The sequence below is a fragment of the Collinsella sp. AM12-1 genome (genome assembly GCF_003472325.1).
Classification (GTDB): domain Bacteria; phylum Actinomycetota; class Coriobacteriia; order Coriobacteriales; family Coriobacteriaceae; genus Collinsella.
The window spans coordinates 11,643-38,252 of sequence record NZ_QRLS01000014.1 but is presented as its reverse complement, the minus strand read 5'-3'; the positions used below and the strand labels follow the sequence as shown (position 1 = coordinate 38,252).

30 protein-coding genes and 1 riboswitch are annotated in these 26,610 nt (G+C 60.7%); of the genes, 6 read left to right on the top strand and 24 right to left on the bottom strand.

The genetic code is table 11. The annotated features are described in order from the left end of the window. Nucleotides 1-8 precede the first annotated feature (8 nt). The 16 genes from rpsM to yqeB form a co-directional block, all read right to left on the bottom strand. Nucleotides 9-383 (bottom strand): 30S ribosomal protein S13, encoded by a 375-nt coding sequence (gene rpsM, locus DW136_RS07785; protein WP_022094275.1) that lies wholly within the window; start codon nt 381-383, stop codon nt 9-11. Nucleotides 384-397: 14 nt separating this feature from the next. Then, complete coding sequence (gene rpmJ / locus DW136_RS07780; RefSeq protein ID WP_006363204.1) at nt 398-511, bottom strand: 50S ribosomal protein L36; 114 nt, start codon at nt 509-511, stop codon at nt 398-400. 150 nt (nt 512-661) lie between these two features. Beyond that, a complete protein-coding gene (gene infA, locus DW136_RS07775) occupies nt 662-880 on the bottom strand; it encodes a translation initiation factor IF-1 (RefSeq protein WP_035137443.1) in 219 nt (72 codons plus the stop codon). A 148-nt stretch (nt 881-1,028) separates the two neighbouring features. Then, complete coding sequence (map, locus tag DW136_RS07770) at nt 1,029-1,817, bottom strand: type I methionyl aminopeptidase (RefSeq protein WP_006235270.1); 789 nt, start codon at nt 1,815-1,817, stop codon at nt 1,029-1,031. After that, nucleotides 1,814-2,440 (bottom strand): adenylate kinase, encoded by a 627-nt coding sequence (locus DW136_RS07765; RefSeq protein ID WP_055252238.1) that lies wholly within the window; start codon nt 2,438-2,440, stop codon nt 1,814-1,816. The genes map and DW136_RS07765 overlap by 4 nt, the downstream gene beginning before the upstream one ends. 18 nt (nt 2,441-2,458) lie before the next feature. Further along, nucleotides 2,459-3,745, bottom strand: coding sequence for a preprotein translocase subunit SecY (secY, locus tag DW136_RS07760; protein ID WP_035137447.1), 1,287 nt, complete (start codon nt 3,743-3,745; stop codon nt 2,459-2,461). Further along, nucleotides 3,739-4,188, bottom strand: a complete 450-nt coding sequence (gene rplO, locus DW136_RS07755) for a 50S ribosomal protein L15 (protein WP_006235267.1) — start codon at nt 4,186-4,188, stop codon at nt 3,739-3,741. The genes secY and rplO overlap by 7 nt, the downstream gene beginning before the upstream one ends. A 3-nt stretch (nt 4,189-4,191) precedes the next feature. Beyond that, a complete protein-coding gene (gene rpmD, locus DW136_RS07750) occupies nt 4,192-4,374 on the bottom strand; it encodes a 50S ribosomal protein L30 (protein WP_006235266.1) in 183 nt (60 codons plus the stop codon). A gap of 2 nt (nt 4,375-4,376) precedes the next feature. Continuing rightward, nucleotides 4,377-4,901 (bottom strand): 30S ribosomal protein S5, encoded by a 525-nt coding sequence (rpsE, locus tag DW136_RS07745; RefSeq protein ID WP_055252236.1) that lies wholly within the window; start codon nt 4,899-4,901, stop codon nt 4,377-4,379. 14 nt (nt 4,902-4,915) lie between these two features. Beyond that, a complete protein-coding gene (gene rplR, locus DW136_RS07740; RefSeq protein WP_006235264.1) occupies nt 4,916-5,284 on the bottom strand; it encodes a 50S ribosomal protein L18 in 369 nt (122 codons plus the stop codon). Nucleotides 5,285-5,359: 75 nt separating this feature from the next. Further along, nucleotides 5,360-5,896 carry a 50S ribosomal protein L6 gene (rplF, locus tag DW136_RS07735; RefSeq protein ID WP_006235263.1) on the bottom strand — a complete coding sequence of 179 codons (537 nt, stop codon included), beginning with the start codon at nt 5,894-5,896 and terminating at the stop codon, nt 5,360-5,362. A 33-nt stretch (nt 5,897-5,929) separates the two neighbouring features. Then, on the bottom strand, nt 5,930-6,328 hold the full coding sequence (gene rpsH, locus DW136_RS07730) for a 30S ribosomal protein S8 (RefSeq protein ID WP_006235262.1): 399 nt from the start codon (nt 6,326-6,328) through the stop codon (nt 5,930-5,932). A gap of 119 nt (nt 6,329-6,447) precedes the next feature. Beyond that, nucleotides 6,448-6,633 (bottom strand): type Z 30S ribosomal protein S14, encoded by a 186-nt coding sequence (locus DW136_RS07725; protein WP_022094280.1) that lies wholly within the window; start codon nt 6,631-6,633, stop codon nt 6,448-6,450. 79 nt (nt 6,634-6,712) lie between these two features. Beyond that, complete coding sequence (gene rplE / locus DW136_RS07720) at nt 6,713-7,270, bottom strand: 50S ribosomal protein L5 (RefSeq protein WP_006235260.1); 558 nt, start codon at nt 7,268-7,270, stop codon at nt 6,713-6,715. 325 nt (nt 7,271-7,595) lie between these two features. Then, nucleotides 7,596-8,639: an XdhC family protein gene (locus DW136_RS07715; RefSeq protein WP_118289356.1), complete on the bottom strand. Its 1,044-nt coding sequence runs from the start codon at nt 8,637-8,639 to the stop codon at nt 7,596-7,598. Nucleotides 8,640-8,648: 9 nt separating this feature from the next. Beyond that, a complete protein-coding gene (gene yqeB, locus DW136_RS07710) occupies nt 8,649-9,443 on the bottom strand; it encodes a selenium-dependent molybdenum cofactor biosynthesis protein YqeB (protein ID WP_117583042.1) in 795 nt (264 codons plus the stop codon). Nucleotides 9,444-9,545: 102 nt separating this feature from the next. Here yqeB and yqeC point away from each other — a divergent pair, with 102 nt between their 5' ends. Beyond that, on the top strand, nt 9,546-10,283 hold the full coding sequence (gene yqeC / locus DW136_RS07705; protein WP_117583043.1) for a selenium cofactor biosynthesis protein YqeC: 738 nt from the start codon (nt 9,546-9,548) through the stop codon (nt 10,281-10,283). Between the two features lie 79 nt (nt 10,284-10,362). Here the strand turns inward: yqeC and hydA are convergent, their stop codons facing one another. From hydA to dpaL, 5 genes are all read right to left on the bottom strand, one after another. Next, entirely contained in the window at nt 10,363-11,730 is a 1,368-nt protein-coding gene (gene hydA / locus DW136_RS07700; RefSeq protein WP_117583044.1) for a dihydropyrimidinase, read from the bottom strand. A gap of 9 nt (nt 11,731-11,739) precedes the next feature. Continuing rightward, nucleotides 11,740-12,354, bottom strand: coding sequence for a nucleotidyltransferase family protein (locus tag DW136_RS07695; protein WP_158551618.1), 615 nt, complete (start codon nt 12,352-12,354; stop codon nt 11,740-11,742). Between the two features lie 150 nt (nt 12,355-12,504). Continuing rightward, nucleotides 12,505-13,707 carry a knotted carbamoyltransferase YgeW gene (ygeW, locus tag DW136_RS07690; RefSeq protein ID WP_055252229.1) on the bottom strand — a complete coding sequence of 401 codons (1,203 nt, stop codon included), beginning with the start codon at nt 13,705-13,707 and terminating at the stop codon, nt 12,505-12,507. Between the two features lie 201 nt (nt 13,708-13,908). After that, nucleotides 13,909-15,294 (bottom strand): YgeY family selenium metabolism-linked hydrolase, encoded by a 1,386-nt coding sequence (locus DW136_RS07685; RefSeq protein WP_099432046.1) that lies wholly within the window; start codon nt 15,292-15,294, stop codon nt 13,909-13,911. A 237-nt stretch (nt 15,295-15,531) separates the two neighbouring features. Then, entirely contained in the window at nt 15,532-16,746 is a 1,215-nt protein-coding gene (dpaL, locus tag DW136_RS07680; protein ID WP_117583046.1) for a diaminopropionate ammonia-lyase, read from the bottom strand. Nucleotides 16,747-17,023: 277 nt separating this feature from the next. On the opposite strand from dpaL, the gene DW136_RS07675 reads away from it, so the two are divergent. The 3 genes from DW136_RS07675 (at nt 17,024) to DW136_RS07660 (ending at nt 19,608) form a co-directional block, all read left to right on the top strand. Then, nucleotides 17,024-17,677 (top strand): transcriptional regulator, encoded by a 654-nt coding sequence (locus DW136_RS07675; protein WP_117583047.1) that lies wholly within the window; start codon nt 17,024-17,026, stop codon nt 17,675-17,677. Between the two features lie 123 nt (nt 17,678-17,800). After that, nucleotides 17,801-18,787 (top strand): hypothetical protein, encoded by a 987-nt coding sequence (locus DW136_RS10000; RefSeq protein WP_158556477.1) that lies wholly within the window; start codon nt 17,801-17,803, stop codon nt 18,785-18,787. A 299-nt stretch (nt 18,788-19,086) separates the two neighbouring features. Then, nucleotides 19,087-19,177, top strand: a riboswitch (SAM riboswitch). An 8-nt stretch (nt 19,178-19,185) separates the two neighbouring features. Then, nucleotides 19,186-19,608 (top strand): hypothetical protein, encoded by a 423-nt coding sequence (locus tag DW136_RS07660; protein WP_117583050.1) that lies wholly within the window; start codon nt 19,186-19,188, stop codon nt 19,606-19,608. A 21-nt stretch (nt 19,609-19,629) separates the two neighbouring features. On the opposite strand, the gene DW136_RS07655 is transcribed toward DW136_RS07660, so the two are convergent. Then, nucleotides 19,630-20,451: a 3'-5' exonuclease gene (locus DW136_RS07655; protein ID WP_117583051.1), complete on the bottom strand. Its 822-nt coding sequence runs from the start codon at nt 20,449-20,451 to the stop codon at nt 19,630-19,632. A 258-nt stretch (nt 20,452-20,709) separates the two neighbouring features. Here DW136_RS07655 and DW136_RS10065 point away from each other — a divergent pair, with 258 nt between their 5' ends. Next, the gene (locus DW136_RS10065) at nt 20,710-20,850 is read left to right on the top strand and encodes a hypothetical protein (RefSeq protein ID WP_199409661.1); all 141 of its coding nucleotides are present in this window, start codon (nt 20,710-20,712) and stop codon (nt 20,848-20,850) included. A gap of 123 nt (nt 20,851-20,973) precedes the next feature. On the opposite strand, the gene DW136_RS07645 is transcribed toward DW136_RS10065, so the two are convergent. Further along, nucleotides 20,974-21,585, bottom strand: a complete 612-nt coding sequence (locus DW136_RS07645; protein ID WP_233503776.1) for a DUF4143 domain-containing protein — start codon at nt 21,583-21,585, stop codon at nt 20,974-20,976. Nucleotides 21,586-22,425: 840 nt separating this feature from the next. Here DW136_RS07645 and DW136_RS07640 point away from each other — a divergent pair. Further along, nucleotides 22,426-23,424: a hypothetical protein gene (locus tag DW136_RS07640; RefSeq protein ID WP_118289355.1), complete on the top strand. Its 999-nt coding sequence runs from the start codon at nt 22,426-22,428 to the stop codon at nt 23,422-23,424. A gap of 408 nt (nt 23,425-23,832) precedes the next feature. Here the strand turns inward: DW136_RS07640 and xdh are convergent, their stop codons facing one another. Continuing rightward, complete coding sequence (gene xdh, locus DW136_RS07635; RefSeq protein WP_117583054.1) at nt 23,833-26,610, bottom strand: selenium-dependent xanthine dehydrogenase; 2,778 nt, start codon at nt 26,608-26,610, stop codon at nt 23,833-23,835.

Genomic DNA, 26,610 nt, shown 5'->3' with positions numbered 1-26,610 from the left:
AGCGCTCCTTATTTCTTCTTCTTAGCACCGATCTGACGCTTCGGGCCCTTGCGGGTACGAGCGTTAGTGTGGGTGCGCTGGCCGCGGACCGGGAGGCCCTTGCGGTGACGAAGGCCGCGGTTGCAGCCGATGTCCATAAGGCGCTTGACGTTCTGGTTGCGCTCACGGCGGAGGTCGCCCTCAACCATGATCTGGTTCTTATCGATATAATCGCGGATGGCGTTAACCTCATCCTCGGTGAGGTCCTTAACGCGCGTATCCACGTTAACGTTGCACTCGACGCAGATCTTCGTCGCAGTGGTGCGGCCGATGCCGTAAATGTAGGTCAGACCGATCTCAACGCGCTTCTCACGCGGGAGGTCGACACCATTAATACGGGCCAACGTAGTCTCCTCTCTTAACCCTGACGCTGCTTATGACGGGGGTTCTCGCAAATGACGAGGACCTTGCCATGGCGCCTAATGATTTTGCACTTATCGCACATCTTCTTGACCGAAGGACGTACCTTCATCGTTCTTCCTTTCGGTAGCGCTCAAACTACTTCCCTACTATCTACTCGCCCAGCCGCAGGCGTTTAAAACTATGGCTGGTCTTCACACACAATCCGACCGTAGGTTGAGCTAAGCCTGCAGCCGGAAGTGGAGTGCGTGTATGCGTGCCGCTATTTGTAGCGATAGGTGATGCGGCCACGGGTCAGGTCGTACGGGGAAAGCTCCACGACAACCCTGTCACCGGGGAGAATACGGATGTAATTCATTCGAATCTTGCCAGAAATGTTGCACAGAACCGAATGACCGTTCTCGAGCTCGACCTTAAACATGGCGTTGGGCAGCGGCTCCTTTACCGTACCCTCGAGCTCAATTGCGTCTTCCTTCTTCACAAGCAATCATCTTTCTCTAGAAAACGACAGCGATTGAGTATTCTACAATACGCATGCACGTATCGTAATATCTTCGTAATGGCTCCACAACTAAGCGGAACTTGTTACTTTTCAGAAATGTAGATGCAGACGTGTTTGAACGCGGCCCCTACATTTCACCGCCCTGCAAGGAACACCAAGCACCTTGGGCATCCGTGGTGAGAATCACCGGACCGTCATTGGTAATGGCGACGGTATTCTCGTAGTGCGCGGCGGGCAGGTGGTCGTTGGTCGTAACAATCCAACCGTCGGAGCCCGTGCTCACATGGTTGGAACCCATCGTAACCATCGGCTCGATGGCAATGACCATGCCGGCCTGGAGGCGAACGCCCCTCCCCTTCTTTCCATAGTTAGGAACGTTGGGGTCCTCGTGCATCACGCGGCCAATGCCATGGCCCACATAGTCACGAAGCACGCCGTAACCGTGAGACTCGGCGAGGGACTGAACGGCATAACCGACGTCCCCGATATGGTTACCGGGAACAGCCTGCTCGATGGCAGCCTTAAGACAATCGCGCGTGACCTCGCACAGGGCCTTAGCCTCGGGCGTGGGGGTGCCGACGAAAAACGTCCAAGCGTTATCGCCGACCCAACCGTCGACAACGGCTCCCGTATCGATGGAGATGATATCGCCATCGCGCAGGATCATGTCGGGGTTGGGAATACCGTGGACCACGGCATCATTGATCGATGCGCAAATGGTCCCCGGGAACCCGCCGTAACCCTTAAAGGCCGGGGTGCCGCCATGCATGCGGATAATCTGCTCCGCAAGCTGATCGAGCTCAAAAGTCGAAACACCGGGGCGCACCATGGCTCCAACGTGGCGGAGCGCCATCTTAGATAGCGCTCCTGCCTTCTTCATCTGCTCGATTTGCGTTGCAGACTTAATCTTGATCATAGACCGAGAGCCTCTTTGACATCCCCGTACACGGTCTCGCGAGCCTGGTCGCCGTTGACCGACTTGAGCAGACCCTGGCCACGATAGTAGTCGACGAGCGGGCTCGTGGACTTCTCGTAGACGTCGAGACGATTCTTGATGGTCTCGGGCTTGTCGTCGTCGCGCTGATACATCTCGCCGGCGCACTTGGGGCAGGTAGCATCGGCAGCGGTGCCGGTGTAACCACAGGCGCGGCAGGTGCGACGCGAAGACAGACGATCGATGATGACCTCGGGGGCCACGTCGACCAGAAGGGCGCAGTCGATCTCGCGACCCATGGCGGAGAGCTCGGAGTCGAGCGTCACAGCCTGGGCGGTGTTGCGCGGGAAGCCGTCGAGGATGAAGCCCTGCTGGGCGTCATCGGCAGCAAGGCGCTCCTTGACAAGGTCGATCACGAGCTGGTCGGGAACGAGCTCGCCAGCGTCCATGTACTTCTTAGCCTGAATACCAAGCTCGGTGCCACCCTTGACGGCAGCACGCAGCAGGTCGCCCGTGGAAATGTGAGCGACGCCAAACTCGGCGACGAGCTCCTGCGCGACGGTGCCCTTACCGGCACCCGGAGCTCCGAGCAATACGAGGTTCATGAGCAATCCTCCTCTAGCCTATTTAAAGAATCCATCGTAATCATACATCTTGATCTGGCCTTCGAGCTTATCGACCGTGTCGAGCACGACGCCGACCATGATGAGGATGGACGTGCCGCCAAATGCCTGGATCAGATGGTTACCCGTGAAGGAGAAGATGATCGAAGGCACGATGGCGATGAGCGCCAAAAAGACAGCGCTGGGAAGCGTGATCTTGTTGAGCGCGTTCTTGATGTAGGCCGCGGTAGCCCTACCCGGACGGACGCCCGGAATAAAGCCACCCTGCTTCTTAAGGTTGTCGGCCGTGTCATCGGGGTTGAACACCATGGAGGTGTAGAAGTACGCGAAGAACACGATGAGGACAACGTTAAGCACCCAGTTGAGCCAACCGGTCGAAAGCGCAGAGGCAACTGCCTGAATCCAGCCGATGCCGGGGAAGAACACGGCAATCTGAGCCGGGAAGTACAGCAGCGCCGAGGCAAAGATGATCGGCACGACGCCCGCGGTGTTGACCTTGATGGGCAGGTAGGTGGTCTGGCCACCCATCATGCGACGGCCCACGACGCGCTTGGCATAGGAGACCGGGATGCGGCGCTGGCCGCGCTCAAGGAAAACAATCAGCGGGATAACCAGCAGGATGATGGCGCAGATGATCACCATGGTGATGATGCCACCGGCATTACCCTCGGTGCTGGAGAAGATAGCCTGCGGAAGGCCGGCCATGATGTTCGCAAAGATGATCAGCGACATGCCATTGCCGATACCGCGCTGGGTGATGAGCTCACCAATCCACATGATCAGCATAGCGCCTGCGGTGAGCGTACCGACGATCATGAGGTCGAAGATGATCTCGGGAGCGCCGGCGCCATTGAAGCTGATGCCGAAGCTCTTAAAGAGGAAGAGGTAACCCACGGAGTTGAGGATTGCCAGAGCCAGGGTGAGGTAACGCGAATACTGCGTAATCTTGGTCTGACCGACCTCGCCCTCGCGGGCAAGCTCATGCAGGGAAGGCACGACGGCCTGGAGCATCTGGAGGATGATCGAGCTGGTGATGTAAGGCATGATGCCCAGCGAAAACACCGACACATAGCTCAACGCGCCGCCAGAGAAAAGATTCAGGAGGGCCATAGCACCTGCGGCGACCGAATTGTTATCGGTCGAGAAAAGGCCCAGCATCCCCTGGAAGGGAATGCCGGGCACAGGAACGTGCGCACCAATGCGGTACACGACGAGCATAGCTATGGTAAAAAGAATCTTTTCGCGCAATTCTTTGATGCGGAAAGCATTCTTAAGACCATTTAGCACGGCAGCTCGACCTTTCCGCCAGCGGCCTCGATCTTGGCCTGCGCAGAAGCGCTGACCTTGTCGACCTTGACCGTGAACTTCTTGGTGAGCTCACCATTGCCGAGCACCTTGACGGGCTCGAACTCGCTCTTGGTGATGCGAGCGGCCTTAAGAGCGGCACCGTCGATTACGGCGCCGTCCTCGAACTTACGCTCGAGACGCTCAACGTTAACAGCGGTGTACTCGATACGACGGGGGTTGCGGAAGCCCGGAAGCTTGGGCAGGCGCATAGCCAGCGGAGTCTGGCCACCCTCGAAGCCGGCACCCTTGGTGCCACCAGAGCGGGAACCCTGGCCCTTCTGGCCGCGGCCAGAAGTGGTGCCGTGACCCGAAGAATTGCCACGGCCGACGCGCTTGCGGTTCTTGGTGGAACCGGGCGCGGGAGTAAGATCGTGAAGCTGCATTTGCTACTCCTCTACAATCTCGACAAGGTGCTTGACCTTGAAGATCATGCCGCGGACGGACTCGTTGTCAGCAATCTCGCGAACCTCGCGGATCCTGTGGAGACCGAGGGCACGGACAGTACGGACCTGGTCCTGCTTGCAACCGTTGGTGCTGCGGACCTGCTTGATCTTGATGGTGTCAGCCATGCTTAGTTCTCCTTACCGACGAACATCTCGGAGACCGTCAGGCCACGGCGAGCCGCGACGTCCTCAGGGCTGGAGAGCTCCTTGAGGCCCTCGACGGCAGCCTTGATGATGTTGAGGCCGTTGTCGGTACCGAGGGACTTGGACAGGACGTTCTTGATGCCAGCAAGCTCGAAGAGGGGACGCACAGCGCCGCCGGCGATAACGCCGGTACCCTCGACAGCGGGCTTGATGATGATGCGGCCGGCACCAAAGTGGCCGAGAACCTCGTGCGGGATGGTGCCCTGCTCGGTCACCGGCACGTGGAACATGTTCTTCTTGGCATCGAGAGACGCCTTGGAGATGGCCAGGGGCACCTCAGCGGACTTGCCCATACCAACGCCGACGTTGCCCTTGCCGTCGCCAACGACGACGAGAGCGACGAGGCTCATGCGACGACCACCCTTGACGGTCTTCGACACGCGGTTGATGTAAACGACGCGCTCCTCGAACTCGGAGGCCTCGCGCTGCTGCTTCTGATTACGAGCCATGTGCTACATACCTCCTAGAACTCGAGACCGGCGGCACGAGCACCGTCGGCGAGGGCCTTGACGCGGCCATGGTAGATACGGCCACCGCGATCGAAGGCGACCTTGGTGATGCCGGCCTCGATGGCACGCTTGCCAACGAGCTGACCGACCTTCTCCGCAGCCTCCTTGTTCGAGGTGTGGGTGCCCTTGAACTCGGCCTCGAGGGTCGAGGCAGAGACGAGCGTCAGGCTGGAGCCCTTGCTGTCGTCGATGATCTGGGCATAGATGTTGGCGTTAGTACGGGTCACGCGAAGACGCGGACGCTCGGAGGTACCCGAGACCTTGCCGCGAACACGACGCTGACGACGCTTGAGGCCTTCCAGCTTCGCCTTATGCTTGTTCATACGTAAACTCCTAAAAAGGTTGATCTTGCCAGCACCTGACGGGGTGCTGGTCTTATGCGAGTGAGTCGGTTACGACTACTTGGCGGCCTTACCCAGCTTGCGGCGGATGTGCTCGCCAACGTAGTGGATACCCTTGCCCTTGTAAGGCTCGGGAGGACGATGGCCGCGGATCTCAGCGGCGATCTGACCGACCTGCTGCTTGTTGATACCCTTGACGTTCACGTGGGTGTTGTCGGGAACCTCGAAGGTGATGCCCTCGGGAGCCTCGACGATCACGGGGTGCGAGAAGCCCAGGGAGAACTCGAGGTTCTTACCCTTCTGCTGCACGCGGTAACCGACGCCGGCGAGCTCGAGCTTCTTCTCGAAGCCCTCGGAAACGCCAACAACCATGTTGTGGATGAGGGCGCGGGTGAGGCCGTGGCGGGCACGGGTCTCACGCTCGTCGTCGGGACGGGAAACGGTGAGGACGTTGTCCTCGACGTTGATAGCGAGCTTCTCAAAGACATCGAGCTCGAGCTGGCCCTTGGGGCCCTTGACGACAACGTTGTTGCCGTTGACTGCCACTTCGACTCCGGCGGGAATCTGGACAGGCTTATTACCGATACGAGACACGGTGATCTCCTTTCCTTCTACCTACCGAGCGAATTACCAGACGTAAGCGATGATCTCGCCGCCGACGTTGTGCTTGCGAGCATCGCGGTCGGTCATGACGCCATGGCTGGTGGAAATAATGGCGGTACCAAGGCCACCGCGGACGCGGGGCATGTCGGCAACGCCGGTGTACTTACGCAGGCCCGGCTTGGAAATGCGGCGGATGCCGTTGATGACCTTAGCCTTCTTGGGACCATACTTAAGCGTGATGTGCAGAGTCTTCTGGGGAACGGTGTCCTCGACATCGTAGCCCTCGATGTAGCCCTCCTCGTGCAGAACACGAGCGATCTCGACGAGCTTCTTGCTGCTCGGCATGGAGACCGTGGCCTTGTTCACAGAGTTAGCGTTACGGATGCGCGTAAGCATATCTGCGATCGGGTCTGTAAGGTTCATACAGATTCTCCTTCGTTCTTGATGAACACGTGCTCTTGGTTCTTCGCCGCCCTTAACGGCAAAGCCTTTTTAGCGCGTTTTCCCTGTTCCAAACTGATGCTTGAAACGCTGGTAGTGACTTACCAGCTGGCCTTCTTAACGCCGGGAAGCTCGCCCTTGAGTGCAAGCTCGCGGAAGCAGACACGGCACAGGCCGAACTTGCGGTACACAGAGTGCGGACGGCCGCAGCGCTGGCAGCGCGTGTACTCACGAGTAGAGAACTTCTGCTTGCGATTGCACTTGACGATCATCGATGTCTTAGCCACTTATATCCTCCTCACATAGAGTATTGTTCGCCCCAAGCGCCGCCCCCTTCTGGGAACGGCGCTCATAGGGCAGGTGAACCTATTTCTTGAACGGGAAACCGAAGGCGTCCAGAAGGGCCTTGGCCTCCTCATCGGTGTTGGCGGTGGTCACGAAAGTGATGTCCATACCACGCTGGTGATCGACGGAGTCGAAGTCGATTTCGGGGAAGATGAGCTGCTCGGTGACGCCCATGGAGAAGTTACCACGGCCGTCGAAGCTCTTGGCGGAGATGCCGCGGAAGTCGCGGATACGGGGGATTGCGACAGAGGTCAGACGATCGAAGAACTCCCACATACGGTCGCCACGCAGGGTAACCTTGCAGCCGATCGGCATACCAGCGCGCAGGCGGAAGGTAGCGATGGACTTGCGGGCACGGGTGATCATCGGCTGCTGGCCGGTGATGGCGCGCAGGTCGCGCACGGCACCGTCGATGGCCTTGGAATCGGTAGCGGCCTCGCCGACACCCATGTTCACGACGATCTTCTCAAACTTGGGGATCATCATGACGTTCTCGTACTGGAACTTGTCCTGAAGCTGCTGCTTGACCTCGTTGTTGTACTTGGTCTTCAGACGCGGCACATACTTCTCTTCTGCCATTGTTCACTCCTTCTTGGGGTTTTAAGCACGGGGCGTGGCCACGATGGGTTGTCCTCGTGCCTCCTGGCTGCATCCGCGCCGCTCATGGCATTACGCGGTTTGGACTCGACACAGCAGGAGCCGACAAAACAATCGGTACTATACGCGCATCGGGAGCGTTTTTCCAGAAAAACCTCGTCTGCCTGCACAACTCCACAACTCCCCCGCACAAACCGATCCGCATGCGACGGAGGAAAATGACAGTTGCGGTGAAATAGGGACTGTTTGACGGCTTAACTGGCTTAAACAGCCCGCATTTCACCGCAACTTATTGATGGGGATGCGACTAGCGCTTGCGGGGGACGAGTTTGGTGCGGCGCAGGTGGATCATCTCGGCGGCGATGGAGATGGCAATCTCCTCGGGATCCTCGGCCTCGATGGCAACGCCGATCGGCAGGTGCAGCTCGTCGATCTGGTCCTGCGTAAAGCCCTCCTGCTCCAAACGGGCGCGCACAAAGGCCGTCTTGCGGCGCGAGCCCAAGCAGCCCAGATAGGCGGGTTTAGCGCGCATGGCCTGAATCACCACGTCGATATCGGACTTGTGGCCTGCTGTGGCCACGACCACCAAGTCGCGCGGGCCGATGGGGCACTGCTTGCTCAGGTTCTTGTAATCGACCAGGCGACGATCGTAGACACCGGGCACCCATTCGGGCGTCAGCGTGCCGGGGCGGTCATCGCACGCCACAACGGCAAAGCCCGCCGCCGTGAGTACGCGCGCCGTCGCAGCGCCCACGTGTCCGCAGCCAAAGATGTAGGTCAGGCCCTCGGGGCAGAGCGTCTCGATGTGCGCCGGGGGAATCTCGGAGGCGGCGTTGGTGTAGGTGACCTTACTCCCCTCCTCCACCAGCGAAAGCTCGGGGCAGCCCGCAATGGTATGGCGCGATGCCCCGCCATGGTACTCGGCCACATCGCCCTCGAGCGCGTTTGCGATAAACGGTTCAAAGTCGATGACGAAGTCGCCGATGCGTCGATACGCCAAGACGTCGGCAACCGACTGGAACAACAGCACCTGCGATACATCCAGGTGCAGATAGCACAGGCAGATGGCTCCGCCGCAGATCATGCCGGTATCGGAGTTCTCGCCGCCCATGGTGTAGCGGACCAGACGCGATTTACCCCCGGCCAGCAGCTCGCGCGCCTCGTTCAGCGCAAAGAGCTCGATCTTGCCGCCGCCGATGGTACCTGCTTGGCTGCCATCGGCAAAGACGGCCATCCAGGCGCCCACGCCGCGCGGCGATGACCCTGCCGTGCCGGCAACTACCACCAGCTCGCACGTCTTACCGGCCTTCAGAGCGCCAAGCGCAGCATTCACCACATCGAGCTTTTCCATTGCAATTTCCTATCCCTGGAATACACCGGTGAGCATGGCGAGCGCCTCGAGCACGCCGCCGCCGACCGACGTCGCCTTGTCCGAAATATAGTTGATATAGCTGGCATCGCCGCGCGGGTCGACGTCGGCACATTTAAAGCCCTCGGTCACCTGAACGCCGTCGGCCAAAAGGCCGCGCAAGCAGCCATCGATCTGCGTGCACATGGGCGTATCGCCCGCGTAGCCAATCACGTCCCCGGCGCTCACGATATCGCCGATCGCATGGTCGGACCTAAACACACCGGCAGCGGGGCTGTGGATAACACGTTCCTTGCCATAGCCGGCGATGACACCCGGCACGCCCGTGTTGGGCTGGGGCGAACCTTGGGTAATGACACGGCCGAGAAAATGCCCGCGCATGGTCTCGACCACGGCGTCGCAATCGACCGGCGCGGTAAAGCCCGGCCCCACGGCAATGACGGCAGGCGCCATGTCGCGCGTGGTGCCCAAGTTGCGCTTGGCCAAAATCGCGTCGACCACAGCCGCGGGTTTCAGCTCGCCGAGCATCTTGGCCTGAGGGTCCACCACAACGGCGACGTCTCCGGCCTCGGTAATCTCAAGCGCCTCAGCCGGCGTCTGCGCCAAGCGAGCGCGAATGCCTTCGACCTCGACCTCGCCCAGGCGAATGGCCTCGCAAAAACTAATTGTGCGGCGGATGCACGTGGGAACCGCGATATCGGCCATAACGACCGACACGCCGGAGCGCACCAAACGGGCAGCGACGCCCGTGGCGATATCGCCGGCGCCGCGAACATAAACGAGCATTCCCGGGGCACCTCCCTGTGCTACGGTTTGAGCAGAGCAAAAGCGGTTCGACCGCTGCTCTGATGATTATTTATTATCACAGTATTATACGGCGGTGAACATATGGAAACGGTTAACGGTAATCTTGCCTCGGCGCTCAGGATCGAGCCGGGCATTACCGCGATTATCGGCAGCGGCGGCAAGTCGACCTTGCTCAAGACGCTGAGCCTTGAGCTTATGCGCGCTGGCGGCCGCGTGCTCCTCTGCACCACCACGCATATGTTTCCCGTCGCCGGCGTGCCGTGGGACGGATCGAGCCGTCGTCTGGACGCCGCGCCCTGGAAGCCAGGTGCCCTACACGCCCCAGGCTGCACCTGCGAGGCCTGCGCGGGGCTTGTGCGGGGAAGGATCTGCCAAGCAGGTGTCTTGGACCCCCAGACGGGCAAGCTCTCCTCCCCCGCCGCGCCGCTCGACCAGCTGGCGCAGCGCTTTGACTACGTCCTGGCCGAGGCGGACGGCAGCAAGCGGCTCCCGCTCAAGGCGCACGCCGCCTGGGAGCCGGTAATTCCCGCCGCCACGGCAAACGTTGTCTGGGTCGTCGGCGCCTCGGGGCTCGGCAAGCCCATCAACGAAGCCGTCCACCGCCCCGAGCTCTTCTGCGAGCGCTGCGGCTGCGAGCCCACCGACGCTGCCACCCCAGAGCGCGTCGCCCAGGTGCTCAATGCCGAGCTGCAGATGCTGAACCTCAACAATGCCCGTATCATGCTCAACCAAGCCGACACGCTTGCCGACCCAACAATGGCAGATCGCTTCGAGGCAGCCCTCAACCGCCCCCTCATCGCCACCAGCCTCCAGGGGTAGCAAATTTGGGACGGGGCTCTTTTTGCTACCCCGTCCCAAAAAATCATCTCCCAAATTAGCTACCCCGGCGGTCTTCCCGTTAGCGGGGCACGTAGCGGCCGGGTTGGGCTCCGGTGGGCTCGCCGTCGCGCGCGGCCAGCACGCCGTTCACAAACACGGCCTTGGCGCGGCCATGTGCCTCAAAACCCTCGAGCGGCGTGTAGTCCACAGCCTGATGCTGCATCGCGGCACTGATCGTCCAGCGCGCCTTGGGATCCCACACGCACACGTCGGCATCGGAGCCCTCGGCAAGACAGCCCTTGCGCGGGTACATGCCAAACACGCGCGCCGGGTTCTCGCTCATCAGGCGGCAGAGGTCCTCGGGGCCCAGCTGTCCCTCAAAGCTCGTGGCAATCGCGACGGGACGATGCTCCACGCCGGGCCCGCCGTTGGGAATCGCGCGGAAATCATCGCGTCCTCGGTCCTTTTGCCCGTGCAGGTTAAAGCTGCAATGATCGGTCGCAATAGTATCGATCTCGCCAGCCACAAGCGCCTCGCGCAGCGCGGCACGGTCACCGGCATGGCGCAGCGGCGGGCTCATCACGTACTTGGCGCCCGCAAAGCCGTCCTCGCCCTGCTCCAGATAGCAGGTGTCGTCGAGCATCAGATACTGAGGGCATGTCTCGACATAGATGTTCTTCTGCCCGCGCGCTTTGGCAGCGCGAATGGCCTCGAGCCCCAGCTTGGTCGAAAGGTGCACCACGTTGACCGGAGCGTCCCCGGCCAAGTGCGCCAGATACAGCAGGCGGCTCACGGCCTCGGCCTCACACACGTCCGGACGGCTGAGCGCATGGCCCTCGGGCCCGTGGATACCCTGCTCAAACACGCGCTTCTGCAGCGCGTTGACCAACGTGCCGTTCTCGCAATGCACGCACAGGATACCGCCCACGCGCTTGAGCTCCTCCAGCACCTCGAGCGTCTCGGCATCGTCCAGGCGCAGATGGTCGTAGGCAAAGTAGGTCTTAAACGACGACACGCCCGCCTCGCGCATGGCCGAAAGATCGGCGCGGTTGCGCTCATTCCACTCGGCAAGCGCCATATGGAAGGCATAGTTGGCGGTGCAGGTGCCGTCGGCGCGATGACGCCACTCGACCAAGGCATCGGGCATGGTCACGCCGCGATCGGCCGTCGCGTAGTCCACAATGGTCGTCGTGCCGCCGCAGGCAGCCGCGCGCGTGCCGGTCTCAAAGCTATCGGCTGTCCAATCCATGCCGGTCCAGCACTGCATGTGCGTGTGCCCATCGATAAAGCCCGGGAACACCCAGCAGCCCGCAGCATCCTCGACGGTATCGCCCTCGGCCGGCTCAATCGCCGCGGCAATCCGCACGATCTTATCGCCATCCATGGCAAGATCGGCGCGGCGAAGCCCCTGGGGCGTCACGAGTGCGCCGTTTTTGATGATGATCATAATTGCTCCTTATTGATTGATGCAGTTGGCCACGCGATCAAAATACGAGCAGGCGGCGATATGCTCCGTTATGCGTCGCTGTCCCTTGACGGTATCGACGTCCCACAGCTCGTAGGCACGCGCCTCGACCAGCACCACGTCGGTACGGTCCTTGAGGATCGAACCGCCGCCGTCCTTACCCTCAAGACACATAAGTGCATCGAACAATTCCGCCGGAAAGAGCACCGGGCTCGAAGGCTCGCCGTTGCACGCAAGACGCACCGGATGATTGCGGTCACGCTCGTCAAACGCACGAACCATACCCTCAAAAGAATCCGAACTCACAAGCGGCTGGTCGCCCGGCAAAAAGAGGCAGCCTTTCCAGTTGCGTTCGACTCCCCACGAAAGGCCCGCACGGACGCTTTCGCTGCGCAGTTTGCCATCGTGCAGCACACACGGGCAATGCTTGTCCTCGCAAATCTGGGCGACCTCGGGCCAACGCGTCGAAACCACGACGTCAAAGCCCCGGGGAACCGAATCAATGGTCCGGGCAATCAGCGGCTTGCCATAGATATCGGCAAGCATCTTGTTAGAGCCAAACCGCTTGCCCTCGCCCGAAGCCATAATGACGCAACCAAGTTTCATGGCGATACCTCCCCTGAAGCCATCGTACCCATAACTCGCGTCGCGGGGCATCTACATCGAAAGCGCTTATCCCGCACGCCCACGATGCAAAAAGGGGCACCCCGCCGGTTGGCAGAGCGCCCCCTTTACATGGCTTACCCCAGCGCGGCTTTAGGCCTGGAACCAACGGGCGGTGTTGCGCTCGTCGAGGGCCTTGAGGGTAGCGGCGGGATCGGCAACCTTCTGCAGGAACATCATGGCTGCGATGGCGTACGGCTTGTAGCTGGCCTCCTTGTACATGCCCACGCGGTGCATGTCAAAGACGTCGGCGTTGACCTCGCCGTGCTCGCAGGAGACACCGGAGATGTCGGCGGGCAGCGGGTGCATAAAGATGGTGTCCTGGCCGTTGGCGGTCTTCTCCATGAGCTCGGTCGTGGAGCACCAGTCCTGATGGGTGGCGTTCTGAGCGAGCAGCTCCTTCTCGAGCGCTGCGATGCCGGCGTCGTCGCCCTCGGCGTACAGGTTGGTACGCTTCTCCATGGCGGCAAACGGAGCCCAGCTCTTGGGGATCACGATGTCGGCGCCCTCGAAGGCCTCGGCCATGGTGTTGACCTGCTTAAAGGTGGTGCCGGACTCGGCGGCATAGCCCTTGGCGCGCTCGACGACCTCGGGCATGAGGTCGTAGCCCTCGGGGTGGGCCAGGGTGACGTCCATGCCAAAGCGGGGCAGCAGGCTGATCAGCGACTGCGGGCAGGACAGCGGCTTGCCGTAAGAGGGCGAATAGGCCCAGGTGACGGCAACCTTCTTGCCCTTGAGGTTCTCAAGACCGCCAAACTCGTTGATGAGGTAGAGCATGTCGGCAGAGGACTGCGTGGGGTGATCGGAGTCGGACTGCAGGGAGATGAGCGTGGGACGGTGATCCAGAACGCCGTCCTCGTAGGCCTGCTGGACAGACTCGGAGACCTCGGCCATGTAGGCGTCGCCCTTGCCGATGTACATGTCGTCGCGGATGCCGATGACGTCGGCCATGAAGGAGATCATGGTAGCGGTCTCGCGGACGGTCTCGCCGTGAGCGATCTGGGACTTCTTCTCGTCCAGGTCCTGCAGCTCGAGGCCGAGCAGGTTGGCGGCCTTAGAGAAGGAGAAGCGCGTACGGGTGGAGTTGTCGCGGAACAGGGAGACGGCCAGGCCCGAGTCGAAGATCTTGGACGAAACGTTGTTCTCACGCAGCTCGCGCAGGGCGTCGGCAACGATGTAGAGAGCCTTGAGCTCATCGGTGGTCTTATCCCAGGTGTGCAGGAAGTCGCTGCCGTACATGCCCTTAAAATCGAGGCCGTTCAGCTGCTCGACGAGCTCGGTAAACTTGGCGTCCATGTAAATATCCTTTCCATAGATGAAACGATCGCAATGAGTAGATGTGCTCCGGCATGCGCGTGTGGCTAGAACATGCAGAGCGCTATGACGAGGACCCGCTACCGTTGAGGAAGCATGGGAGATAACGACCGCGGGCCCCAAGTCAACAGGGGGTGCCGGGGACACAGGCTGTCCCCGGCTCAACAAGATCGAGGAATGGGACTAGTCGATCTTGTTGTTGGTCAGACCAGCGCGGAACACGGTAGCGTCGCCATCGGCCTGGCTCGGATCGTAGAGGTTCAAAGCAGCAACATACATGGCGGCAGCGGTGACCAGGTCGTCCTTGTAGGTGACCTCGTTGGGAGCGTGAGCCTGAGACTCGGCACCCGGGCCAAAGCCAACGCAGGGGATGCCATAGCGGCCCTGGATGGAAACGCAGTTCGTGGAGAAGGTCCACTTGTCGCACAGCGGACGGCCGGTGCGCTTGTCCATGCTGGGCTCGCAGCCGATGCGCTCGTCACCGAACATGGCCTTGTGGGCGTCGACGAGGGCCTTGACGTGCGGAGCGGTCTCCTTGTTGATCCACGTGGGGAAGTAAGCCTCGGTCTCGTAGACCTCGCCGGTCCAGGACGGACGGTCGTACATGTACATGGAGACCTTCACGTCGTCGCCGTACTTCTTGGCGGCCGGCAGGTTGCGGATCTCGTCCAGGCAGGACTCCCAGGTCTCGCCGGCGGTCATGCGACGGTCGATGGAGATGGCGCAGGAGTCAGCGACAGCGCAGCGGCTGGGGCTGGTGTAGAAGATCTGGCTGACGGTGCAGGTGCCGCGGCCCAGGAAGCGGGCGTCCTCAAAGTGCTCGGGGTTGTACTTGGGGTCGAGCATCTTGACGAGGCCCTTGATGTCGGTCGACTCGTCGCAGCCGTTGTTGTTGAGGGCGCGGACGTCGGCGATGATGTCGGCCATCTTGTAGATGGCGTTGTCGCCGCGGTCGGGAGCGGAACCGTGGCAGGAGGTGCCGTGAACGTCGACGCGGATCTCCATGCGGCCGCGGTGACCGCGATAGATGCCGCCGTCGGTGGGCTCAGTGGAAATGACGAACTCGGGCTTAATGCCGTCCTTGTTGTAGATGTACTGCCAGCACATGCCGTCGCAGTCCTCTTCCTGGACGGTGCCGACGACCATGATCTTGTAGCCCTCGGGGATGAGGCCCATGTCCTTCATCATCTTGGCAGCATAGGTAGCAGAAGCCATGCCGCCCTCCTGGTCGGAGCCGCCGCGGCCGTAGATGATCTCGTCGGTTTCGTAGCCCTCATAGGGATCGGCATCCCAGTTCTCGATGTTGCCGATACCGACGGTGTCGATGTGGGAGTCGATGGCGATGATCTTGTCGCCCTCGCCCATAAAGCCCATAACGTTGCCCAGGCCGTCGACCTTGACCTCGTCATAGCCAAGGCTCTCCATCTCGGCCTTGATGCAAGCGACAACCTCACCCTCCTCGCAAGACTCAGAGGGGTGGCTAATCATTGCGCGAAGAAAACGCGTCATATCAGCACGATGGGACTCAGCCGCAGCCTTAATGGCATCAAAATCGAGTTCTTTAGTCATAACAGTCAACCTTTCTACAAGGGTTTACCTACAGGTAGATATTTCAGATAGATCACTTGTGCCAAGCGGCGTGAGGTTGAGCACCCCACAAGCAAGTAACCATAGGAGGCGGACGGAGGACTTTGCTCCGTCGCGAGTTCCGCACGAGCCGGAGAGCACTTAATGTGCTCTCCGTGCGAGCAGGACTGTCCGAGCAGGGAGTAAAGTCCTCCGGCTGCCTCCGGACAGGTCAGTCTGCTAGCAAGTGGGGTACTCGCCCTCCCAGACGATGCGACGGTACTGATCCGGGTCCGTGTCACCTTCCGTGGAGAAGCAGAGCACGGAGCTTGTCTTGTCCAGACCGATGAGCTCTTTGAGCTCGGCGTACTCGGGATCGAGCATGAGGGTCTCGACCAGGCCGGTGGTCACGGCGCCGGACTCGCCGGAGATGACGCGCGGGTCGCCCTTCTCGGGAGCGCCCAGGGTGCGCATGCCGCGAGCGGTGACCCAGTCGGGGCAGGACACGAAGGCGGTGGTGTGGTTGCGCAGGATATCCCAGCCAAGGATGTTGGGCTCGCCGCAGCACAGGCCGGCCATGATGGAGGGCATGTCGCCGTCCACGATACGCGGGTCGCCGTCGCCGGCGGCAGCGCCCTTGTACAGGCAGGCGGCCGGTGCGCACTCAACCACGACGAAGGTGGGCGGGTTATCGGGATACAGGTTGGTGAAGTAGCCCACCACGGCGCCGGCCAGCGAGCCCACGCCAGCCTGGACAAAGACGTGCGTCGGGCGGTTGATAGCCATCTCGCGCAGCTGCTCGGCAGCCTCGGAAGCCATGGTGCCGTAACCCTCCATGATCCAGGACGGGATCTTCTCGTAGCCCTCCCAGGCGGTGTCCTGAACGATGACGCCGCGCTCGCAGGCGTCGGCCTCGGCGGCGGCCATGCGCACGCACTCGTCGTAGTTGACCTCTTCGATGGTCACCGTGGCGCCCTCGGCGGCAATGTTATCGAAGCGGGGCTTGGTGGAACCCTTGGGCATGTGCACGACGGCCTTCTGGCCCAGCTTGTTGGCAGCCCATGCCACGCCGCGGCCATGGTTGCCGTCGGTGGCGGTAAAGAAGGTAGCCTGGCCAAAGTCCTCGGCCAGCTGATCGGAGGTCAGGTAATCGAAGGTGCAGTCGGCAACGTCCTTGCCGGTCTCGTCGGCAATATAGTTGGCCATGGCAAACGAGCCGCCCAGGACCTTAAAGGCGTTGAGGCCAAAGCGATAGCTCTCGTCCTTAACGCACAGGTTGGACAGGCCCAGGCGCGCGGCCTGGCCGTCCAGGCGGGCAAGCGGAGTAACGGTGTACTGAGGGAACGACTGGTGGAAGGCGCGGGCCTTCTTCACGTGGTCGAGGCTCATGATTCCCAAGTGCTTGTCATCGCTCTTGGGCATCGTGTTGCCCGCCCACTGGATCTTATCGGCCATACGGTGAACTCCTTAAGTCCTCTCTTGCCGGCCCCCGCATACGCGTTTCAGCCCGATCCCATTCACACGGCTGAACTTTTATGTGGATGCCAAACAAAAAGTTTGTTAGTAATGTTCTATCACACTTTTTGATTGGATAACCTAACAAATTGTTAGTTGCCGCAATCGGTACCTTTTCGCCGCCGAACGGTCACATAACGCAGCAACGCTTTCGTTATTTGCGAACAAGTGTGGTTTATGGCAAAGTGTGCCCAAACTAATTTTTAGGAAGGCACCCATGACCCCCGCACAGATTGAGTTTTACAAGCGCCTTGCACACGGTCTGGCGCTCCAATTTGGCCCCAACTGCGAAGTCGTCGTCCACGATCTGGAGACCGAGGACGTGGACCACTCCATCGTAGTGATCGAAAATGGCCACGTCAGCGGGCGCAAACTGGGCGACGGCCCCAGCCATATCGTGTTTGAGTCCATGCACGAGGGCACCACCGACGTACACGACCGCGAGCCGTACCTCACTAAAACCACCGATGGCAAGCTGCTCAAGTCCTCGACCATCTTTATCCGCAACGACGAGGGCAAGCCCGTCGGCATTTTGGGCATCAACTTTGACATTACGCTTATGAAGGCTTTTGAGCGTTCGCTCGACGCCTTTACCGGCACCGGCGGCACGGGCTACACCGAGCCCGAGCCCATTACCAAGAACATCGGCGACCTGCTCGAGGACCTGCTGCACGAGTGCGAGCAGTTTGTGGGCAAGCCCGCGGCGCTCATGACCAAAGACGAGCGCATTCGTGCCATTGGCTACCTCGACCGTCGCGGCGCCTTCCTCATTTCCAAGTCGAGCGAGCGCGCCTGCGAGTTCTTTGGCATCTCCAAGTACAGCTTCTATAGCTACCTCAATGAGGCCAAGGCGGCGGCCGACGACAAGTAGGCACTCGCCTAGATTGCCCCTCCCCTTTTGGGCGCGAGTTCTGGAAAGCTCGAATCCAAGACCGAGCCGCTTGGGAAGTTCCATATAATCGATGTCATTAGTATTTCGAAAGGGTGGAATAGAATGGCGTTGAGCAAGGCATCATGCACCGGTCGCGGATTGATTCCGGCAATTGGTGGACATGTGCACCGCATGTTCGATGAGGGTGAAGACGACCTGTTTTCGCTGAGCCTTGACGACGTGATGGATGATCGCCCGTGGACCGCCGACGAACTCATGGGCGGTGGGGCTCGCCCGTCAAGCCCCAATCCCGCACTTGCGCCTAAGCCCGCATCTGCGCCGACTCCTGCGCAGCCGCCTGTTTCGACGCCCGCATCTACGCCCGCACCCATTTCGGCGCCCGCGCCCGCTCCCCGCCCCGCAAGCGACCCGTCCGAGACGGCGGCATTTCTCGCTGCAGCGACGCAGGGCAAATCGGCCGACAGCACCGTTATGTACAGCGCCCAGCAGTTGCCTGTTCCTGCGGCACGCAAGCCTCCGATCACAAGGCTCGATGAGCCCGTTGCCCATCAGGTTGCCTACGATTCCTGGGCTGCAGCCGATCTGGATGAGACCTCAACCGGCATGCCGGTGCTCGACGTTCCAGTTAACCCGCTTTTTGCCGCCAACACGAGCGCCGCGGATTATGAGGGCGGTGCGGCATATTCCGATTATTCCGATAGCTATACTGGCACCGGTCGCATCGAGACCGAGGATTATGGCACCGCATCGAGCAATTATCTCAACGATCCGTACGCTGCCGCGCCTGCACCGGAATATGACCCGGAGGCCGCGTCCGCGCCGGCGTATACCAAAAGCACGGGCGAAGAGCGCTTCGCCGATTATTACGCCGAGGAAAAGGCGCTGCGTTTCTCGGAATTTCCGCAGGCAGTCAAGGTTGCCTTTATCGCCATTGTCATTGCCCTGCTCGGCGTCATTGCGTTTGAGGGATTCCGTCTGTTCTCCGGCCCCACCCAAGCGGAGTCGGAGACCCAGCAAAAAGAGGACGATAACAAGTATCTGGACATCAACACCCTCAAGGGCGACCCCAACGACGGAGACGATGAGTAGCGAGAGCTGAAGGCTGCCGCAGGATCTCGCATCCAGCACCGGCTTCTAAGTGCTGTCTTGTCATCCAGCTACACTTTTCCTGATAATTTGCCTATCGAATTTGACACTTTTCCGAAGTTCTAAGGTGCCTATTTCGACACTTTTCCGTACTTTTAAACGGCTGATTTCGACACTTTTCCGGATGAAAGCCGAGTGATCACTTGGGAAACCAACGCCGTCCGCGCGTCATTTCGCAAGCGGCGCTTGATTTCTGTCCGCGCGCGCTGATAGACTTCCTCTTGCCCGCAGGGAGCGGGCGCGTTTTATCCAGAGTCGGGGTAGAGAGTTGGCTCCACGATCCCGACGCCAACCGGCCAAGAGGCACGGTGGCCCTGCCAACATCGATGAAAGGAGTCCGTATGGACAATTTCTCTGTGCGCAGTGAGCGCAACTTCCACAACCTGGCAGCCAAGCCAAAACGAATGCATCTTCTGGATAAGCCAAATGGCTACGCCTCGGCCATGGTCAAGAGCAGCCTCTCCCACCAGATGCGCTTTACCGTGCAGAAGCTCGAGGAAGAGCTCTGCGCCGCCGGCGACCCGCACGTGCTGCAGGTCAAGCTGCTCGGAGACGATTCGCGCGAGCCATCCAGCTGGAATCTGTTTGCCGACGGCAAGTGCGTTGCGGACGGATCCGGCACCTTTGCCCGCGAGTGTTTCTGCGAGGGAGCCGAGGTGTTCCTGAACCTGTGCCGCGACGCCGTGCGCGCGGCCGAGCTGCGCCAATGGAGCCAGAGGGAGTACGAGCTGCTGAGTGCGGCACGCGGGATTGCGAGGGCGTAGGCAGACAGGCCAGACAGCTCGTCATACTGGTTGACGCTTCGATTCAAACAGCAGGGCGGGCTCGCGCTTACAGCCCCGCCATGCCAAACCGAATGGCGTTCTCAAAAGGCCTACCCCCTCCGCCTTCAGCTTTAGCAGCAGGTCGCCCAGCTCGGGGCACTTGCTGGAAAGGCGCGTCTGAGCTCGCTCGCCCATCCCCCACCGTTGACGGACCTCCTGGGCGCGCGGGCTCACGCGGTAGTCCCCGTCCATCATCTGCTTGAGCAGCTTGGCGGTCACGCGCGCATCGGCTAGGGCGCTGTGGGCGTGACCCGTCGACTCGTCGAACTCGATGCCAAACCACGTCGCTGCGTCACTCAAAGAGACGCACCCGTGGCTGCTCATGTCCATGATCGAGGTGTAAAACGCCTGCAGGTCGGCCCAGTCCGTAGGAAATGCGGAAAGATCGATATGCTTTGCCTGGCACTCAGTCAAAAGCTGTCGACGATCCGCCCCGCTCCAACAGACCACCTGGGCGGAGTAGCGACCGATCCAATCGCTGAGCCTTTTGATCACCATGTAGAGCGGATCGGCCATCGCAGTGTCCACGGCCGATATCCCCGTAAGCTCGCGAACGGGGAACGCAACGCCTTCGGCATATTCCGTCTGCACAAACTGCGAGAACTCGCCCATCACGTTGCCGCGGTTATCGAGCTTAACCGCGCCGACCTCGATAATCTCGTTGCGCAACCCGCGGCGCTGGCGCTGCCTTGACACCGGCGCAAACTCGAAGTCGAGCACAATCTGACGCGCAAAGTTCGTCGTATCGATAGCCGAGATACACGGCGTCTTTTTGTCTGGCACGGTGAGGGCCTTTCTCCGTCAACTGCCGCCTGTTTCACAGGCAGCTACATTGCCGTAAGGATAAGTGTCCGTGCGGACATGAAATCGCACAGTGCAGCTTTCCGACATCCTTGCGTAAAGCTGCGCTTTGAGATGGTCACGTCGTTGTTATTATCGAACATATATTCGTATTTATGGCTGCAGTTTGATAGACTGGTTATTGTTGGCGGCAGTTCCATGTGCCGGGCAGCGCCCTCCATGCGACGGGAGGTGATGCCCATGACCGATCTAACTGATTTTGTGAAGCTCCTGACCGCTTTGGTCTCGCTCCTCACGGCGCTTATCGGACTTACCGAGGCACTCAAGCAGCGTACGAAGCATAAAAGAGGGGTCGACGCCGCTAAGGCGATGACCCCTTAATCCAAGCAACGGCGCTGCCCAGCTCTTCACTACTTGGGCTGCCGTCGACCTTATTTTACCCACGGGCGCCGGGTTTACCAAATGGATTTTCGGTAAAGGAAGCACGGCACGCCCGCAAAACCGCTACGCCCCAAGTGCCGCCATGGGGATCACCGCCACGCCGTCGTCGCGTGTGTAGGCAATGCTCCCCTTTCCAACCACGACCGCCAAAAACGCCGGCGCGGCATTCTGGGCGGCAGGATTGGAGAGCACTTTCCTCTCCAGCGCCTTGAGATTTCTCGCTCCATCGTCTGCTTTCGCATCACTCAGCTTGACCTCGATAGCTCCCCAGCGCCCGTCGTGCTCAACGATCAGATCGACCTCAAGGCCCTTCTCATCTCGGAAATAATGGACACTGTTGTCGACACCGCCGTAGGTGGAAAGGAACACGCGCACGTCGCGCAGAACGAGGTCCTCAAAGAGCATCCCCAGCGTTTGCATATCGCCAAGCAGCCGCTCAGGGGTAGCCCCCAGCAACGCCGCCGCAAATGACGGGTCGCAGAAGTAGCGCTTGGGGCGCACGCGAACGCGAGCCTTCGAGCGCATGGGCGGCTCCCATCCGCACAGGTCCTCGGTCAGCTTGAGCCTGTTGAAGAGATCCAGGTGCGCAGCGATGGTCCTCTCGTCGGGGCCCGCCTCACCGTACGAGGCGTCCTTTATGAGCGTCTTGTACGTGACAGCCTGGCTCTCGTTCATGGCAAGAGCTCGCAAAAGGCCGTGTGCAAGCTCGGGCGATCATGCGATATACGAAATTACGCCATTCTCAATGCGGATTTTATGCTACTTCCAATGTAGTTTTTACGCCGTTGCGGATGTAGTTTTTACGCTATGTTCATTGAAGGTTTTACGCTTGGCATCCTTAGCGCGACGCTCGCTCAACCCCTGACCACCGGATTGCCCGAATTCCGGGATGCTGCCTCCGCTCCAAACAAAAGGCCCAGCTCGCGATGAGCTGCCTCCCATTTCTTGAACATTAGAAATGGGAGACTTTCCACCCCATGCCTCTATCGGAAACGGCATCCCGTCCTGAGCATCGAATCCGGGACGTAGTTTCCGCATGCGGCTTCGTTAGGAAAGCATGTTCCACTCTGAGCGCTCATTCCGGGGTGCAATTTCCGCCAGAGACACCGCCGGGAAAGCACATCCCGGTTTGGAGCCGAAATCTGGGATGTAGTTTCCGCTTGAAGGGCGATCCGGAAAGCACGTCCCATCCCGAGTGGCAATTCCGGGTCACAGTTTCCGCAGATACAAGGCGACAGTCCGCCGCCCTTATCACATGCCTTCAAATATGCGATCCAGAAACACAAAACAGCAGATAGAATGCTCTTTTTCAAAAAGTACACGTCCCTAAACTTACCAGGTCTTCATAACTTGTTGCCGTTCACGGGAGCCGATCACCGCCCACCGATTCGAATGTAAAAATGTCGCCGAAAACAGGCCATCTACCTGCATGGTTAGATTTTGGTCAGCTTTTGGTCAGCTGAGCGGCAAGTTCCAGCTGATACGTTTTTGCTACCCAAAAGGAGGCGGTAGCTCATGACCCATTGCAATGACCAGCTCATCGACCAACTGCTCACTCAAGCCGAACAAGAGGGGCGCTGTCTGATTCCCCCGAGCACGGCGATCCGAAAAGCGCTCCTTCGGCGCACCGGCGGCACGGTTGTCTCGCCCATGCCGGGGTTGTTTGCGCGAAAAACGCGCTGGGATGAACTCAACCGAGCGCAACGCCATTGCGAGATTATCCACGCCCTTGCGATCATCCATCCCGATTGGACGTTCTGCTCGTTTTCGGCAGCTTGCCTGCTGGGGCTCGAGGTCTCGTGGCGACACCTGAACGTCGTGCATGCTTGCAGCTCGACAAAGCCGTCGGCTCGTCCGGGCGCACATATTCAGCGACACCAGATTGAGCCGGCCGGAGCAATACGCAGAGCCGACGTATCGGTAACGCCGCCCATCCAAACGGCCACAGATTGCCTGCTGCAAACTGGTTTTGCCGACGGCATGCCCATTGCCGATTCGGCGATCTCAAAGCTCGGCCTTGCGCCGGAACAGCTGATGAAGGCCGTTGAGCAACGAGCGACTGCCCGCAATGGGCGCGCGATTCGCACCGCCCTCACAACGCTTCGATATGCCGACGCCCGCGCCGAGAGCGGCGGGGAATCGGTCGCCCGAGCCGTCATGATCGAGACGGGCTTTGCACCCGACTGGCTTCAATACGAGCTGACGGACCCCTTCGATTCGGCCAAACCCATACGAACGGACTTTGCCTGGGAGCGCCAGGCGCAGGAACTCACGCTGGGCGAGCTCGACGGGCTCATCAAATATACCGACCAGACCATGCTGGCCGGACGCACCACCGCCGAGGCGCTCGTTGCCGAACGACAGCGCGAGGCGCACCTATCGCTCTACGGCCATCCGCTCATCCGCTTTACCATGATCGAAGTCCGTTCGGCAGGCATGCTCGCGAAAAAGCTGCAGACGGCAGGCATCCGCCAGACCATGCTCCCGACATGGCTCAACGATATTGAGCTGTAGGGGCTGCTGAGCTTATGCCCGTCTGCCTGCCAAACCGGGACACACTTTCCGGTTGGCAGCACCCGCGGAAACCATGTCCCAGATTGAATGCTCAAAATGGGATGCGCTTTCCCGACGAAGCTCCTTGCGGAAAGCGTGTCCCAGAATGAAGACTCAGAATGGGATGCAATTTCCGCTTGAAGGCCGATCCGGAAACTGCATCCCATTCTGAGCGCCAATTCCGGGACGCAGTTTCCGGTTGAGGGCTGTTCCGGAAAGCGCATCCCATTCTGGAGCCGAAATCTGGGACGCAGTTTCCGCTCCAAACAAAAAGCCCCGGCTCGCGATGGAGCCGGGGCCAAAGGCGCAGCATATACAGTTGATGTTGAGCGCGAACAGCCCGTCAGCAATGGGCGTCCGCGTTCTACCCTACCCGCGGTGACGAGCGCGGCTGTACGGCGTATCCACCATGGGCAGATTTGGACGCAGCTTGCCGTCAAACGCGCGGTAGGCATTCTGCACGGCGGGCGCCGTGGGGATCGTTGCGATCTCGCCGATGCCCTTGCCGCCGTATGCCACGGGCAGCAGTTCGTCCTTCTCCACGTAGATGGCGTGGATATCCGGAATCTCGGGCGCACGGAACAGCCCGAGCGTGCCGTACCTTGCCTGGGGTACGCAGTCCTTAAGCGGCCAGTCCTCGGTGAGCGCATAGCCCATACCCATGAGCACGCCGCCTTCAATCTGACCTTGGATCGAGATGGGGTTGACCACCTTGCCGGAATCGTGCGCGGCATAGACCTCGCTCACGCGGCCGTCATCGTCCAGAATGACCACGTGCGTGGCAAAGCCGTAGCAGATGTGGCTCTTGGGATTGGGGACGTCGGCGCCCAGTTTGTCGGTCGGCTCCAGATACACGTAGCCAAACTCGCATCCCTCGAGCGCCTTGATGGCGGCCGCGGGATCCTGAGGATGCATGCCCTGGCCGGCGACGAGTTCCTGTGTGCGTAGCTGATAGGCGCGACCGTCGTCGTACTCGATCTTGACGCCGTCACCATGGGCGCTCACCGGGGCGGTAGGCGCAGGCTTGCCGGCCTCGATGCCAACCATGGCATCGCGCAGCAGGAAGGCGGCACCGCGCACGGCCTCGCCGGTCACGACCGTCTGACGCGAGCCAGACGTGGTGCCGGAGTCGGGAGCGTTCTCGGTGGAGCACTCGCCGTTGGCAATGCAGCTCAGCGGCAGGCCGCATGCCTCGGCAACGTCCTGCAAAAAGACGGTGTTACAGCCCTGGCCGATGTCGGACGTGGCGGCATAGACCACGGCCACGCCGTTCTCGACGCGAATCTTGCAGCGGCCGGCATCGGGCAGGCCCACGCCCACGCCGGCGTTCTTCATGGCGCAGGCGATACCGGCGTGTCCGGGATGCGCATAGTAGGCATCTTTGACCTCGAGCAGCGTCTCCTTAAGCGCCGTGGAGCAGTCGGCAATCTGGCCGTTGGGCAAAACCTCGCCCGGCTCGATGGCGTTTCTATAACGAATCTCCCACGGGTCCAGACCGACCTTCTCGGCCAGCAGGTCGATCAGGCTCTCGAGCGCAAACTCGGACTGGCACACGCCAAAGCCGCGGTACGCGCCGGCGGGCGGGTTGTTGGTGTAGTAGCCAAAGCCGCGGATGTCGGTGTTCTGGTACTTGTAGGGGCCGACGGCATGCGTGCAGGCGCGCTCGAGCACCGGGCCGCACAGCGACGCGTAGGCGCCGGTGTCAAAGTTGATCTCGCAGTCCAGACCGGTAAAGTTGCCTTCGGCGTCGCAACCCAGCGTAAAGGTGCCGTCCATGGCATGGCGCTTGGGATGGAACGCGAGCGACTCGGCACGCGTGAGCTTGCACTTCACAGGACGCTGGAGCTTATAGGCAGCAAGCGCGGCCAGGTGCTGGATCGAAACGTCCTCCTTACCGCCAAAGCCGCCGCCCACGAGCATGGTCTCGACGACCACGCGCTCGGGCTCGTTGTCCCAGCCAAACATGTGGGCACACTCTTTGCGCGTGTCGTAGGCACCCTGGTCGGTCGACTGCACCTTGACGCCGTTCTTGTACGGGAAGGCAACGGCGCACTCGGGCTCCAAGAAGGCATGCTCGGTAAAAGGCGTGGTAAAGCGCTGTGTCACGGTGAACGCGCTCTCTGCCAGCGCCTTGGCGGCGTCGCCGCGCGTCACATGGCGGCTCTGGCACACGTTGTCCTTGAGCTCCACCGTGTTGCCAAAGGCAAAGAAGCTGTCGTGCAGGCGCGGGGCGTCGGCAGCCCTGGCCTCGACAATGTTACGCACGGGCTCCAGCGGCTCGTAATCGATCTTTACGAGCTTCTTGGCCTTCTCGAGCGTCGCTTCGTCCTCGGCGACCACCAGCACGATGGCGTCACCCACGCAGCGGGTGATATCGCCCTGGGCGATCATGACATCCCAGTCCTGGATAAGGTGGCCGACCTGGTTGACCGGCACGTCCTCGGCGCGCAAGATGCCCACCACACCGGGCAGGGCCTCGGCCTTGGAGGTATCGATGGAGAGCACGCGGGCGCGCGGATACTTGGAGCGCACGGCGCTGGCGTAGGTCAGACCCGGCTGATCGAGCTCGTCGATGTCATCGGGATACTTGCCCTCGCCGAGCACCTTCTTGCGCACGTCGATACGGAAGGCGCGCTTGCCCACGCCGTAGTCGTCGCCGCGCTCCAAGTCCTCGTCGATCTGCTTTTCGCCGCGGAGCACCGCAGCGGCCAGCGAAATGCCCTCGATAATCTTCTTGTAGCCGGTGCAGCGGCAGACGTTGCCGCGGATGGCGTACTTAATCTGCTCCTCGGTGGGCTCGGGGTCCTCGGCGATCAGCGCCGCACCCGCCATGACCATGCCGGGGATGCAAAAACCGCACTGCACGGCGCCCACGGCGCCAAAGGCGTACACAAAGGCCTCGCGCACGTCCTGAGGCAGGCCCTCGACGGTCACGATGTTGCGACCGGCGGCAAGGGCGGTGGTCAGCACGCACGCCTTGACGGCCGCACCGTCCACATGGATGGTGCAGGTACCGCACGCGCCCTCGGAGCAGCCGTCCTTGGCGGAATGGATGTGCAGGTCGTCGCGCAGGTAGCGCAGCAGCGGTTTGTTTTGGGTCGTCGTGCGCTCGACACCGTTAACGGTAAAAGTGAATTCCTGTGCCAT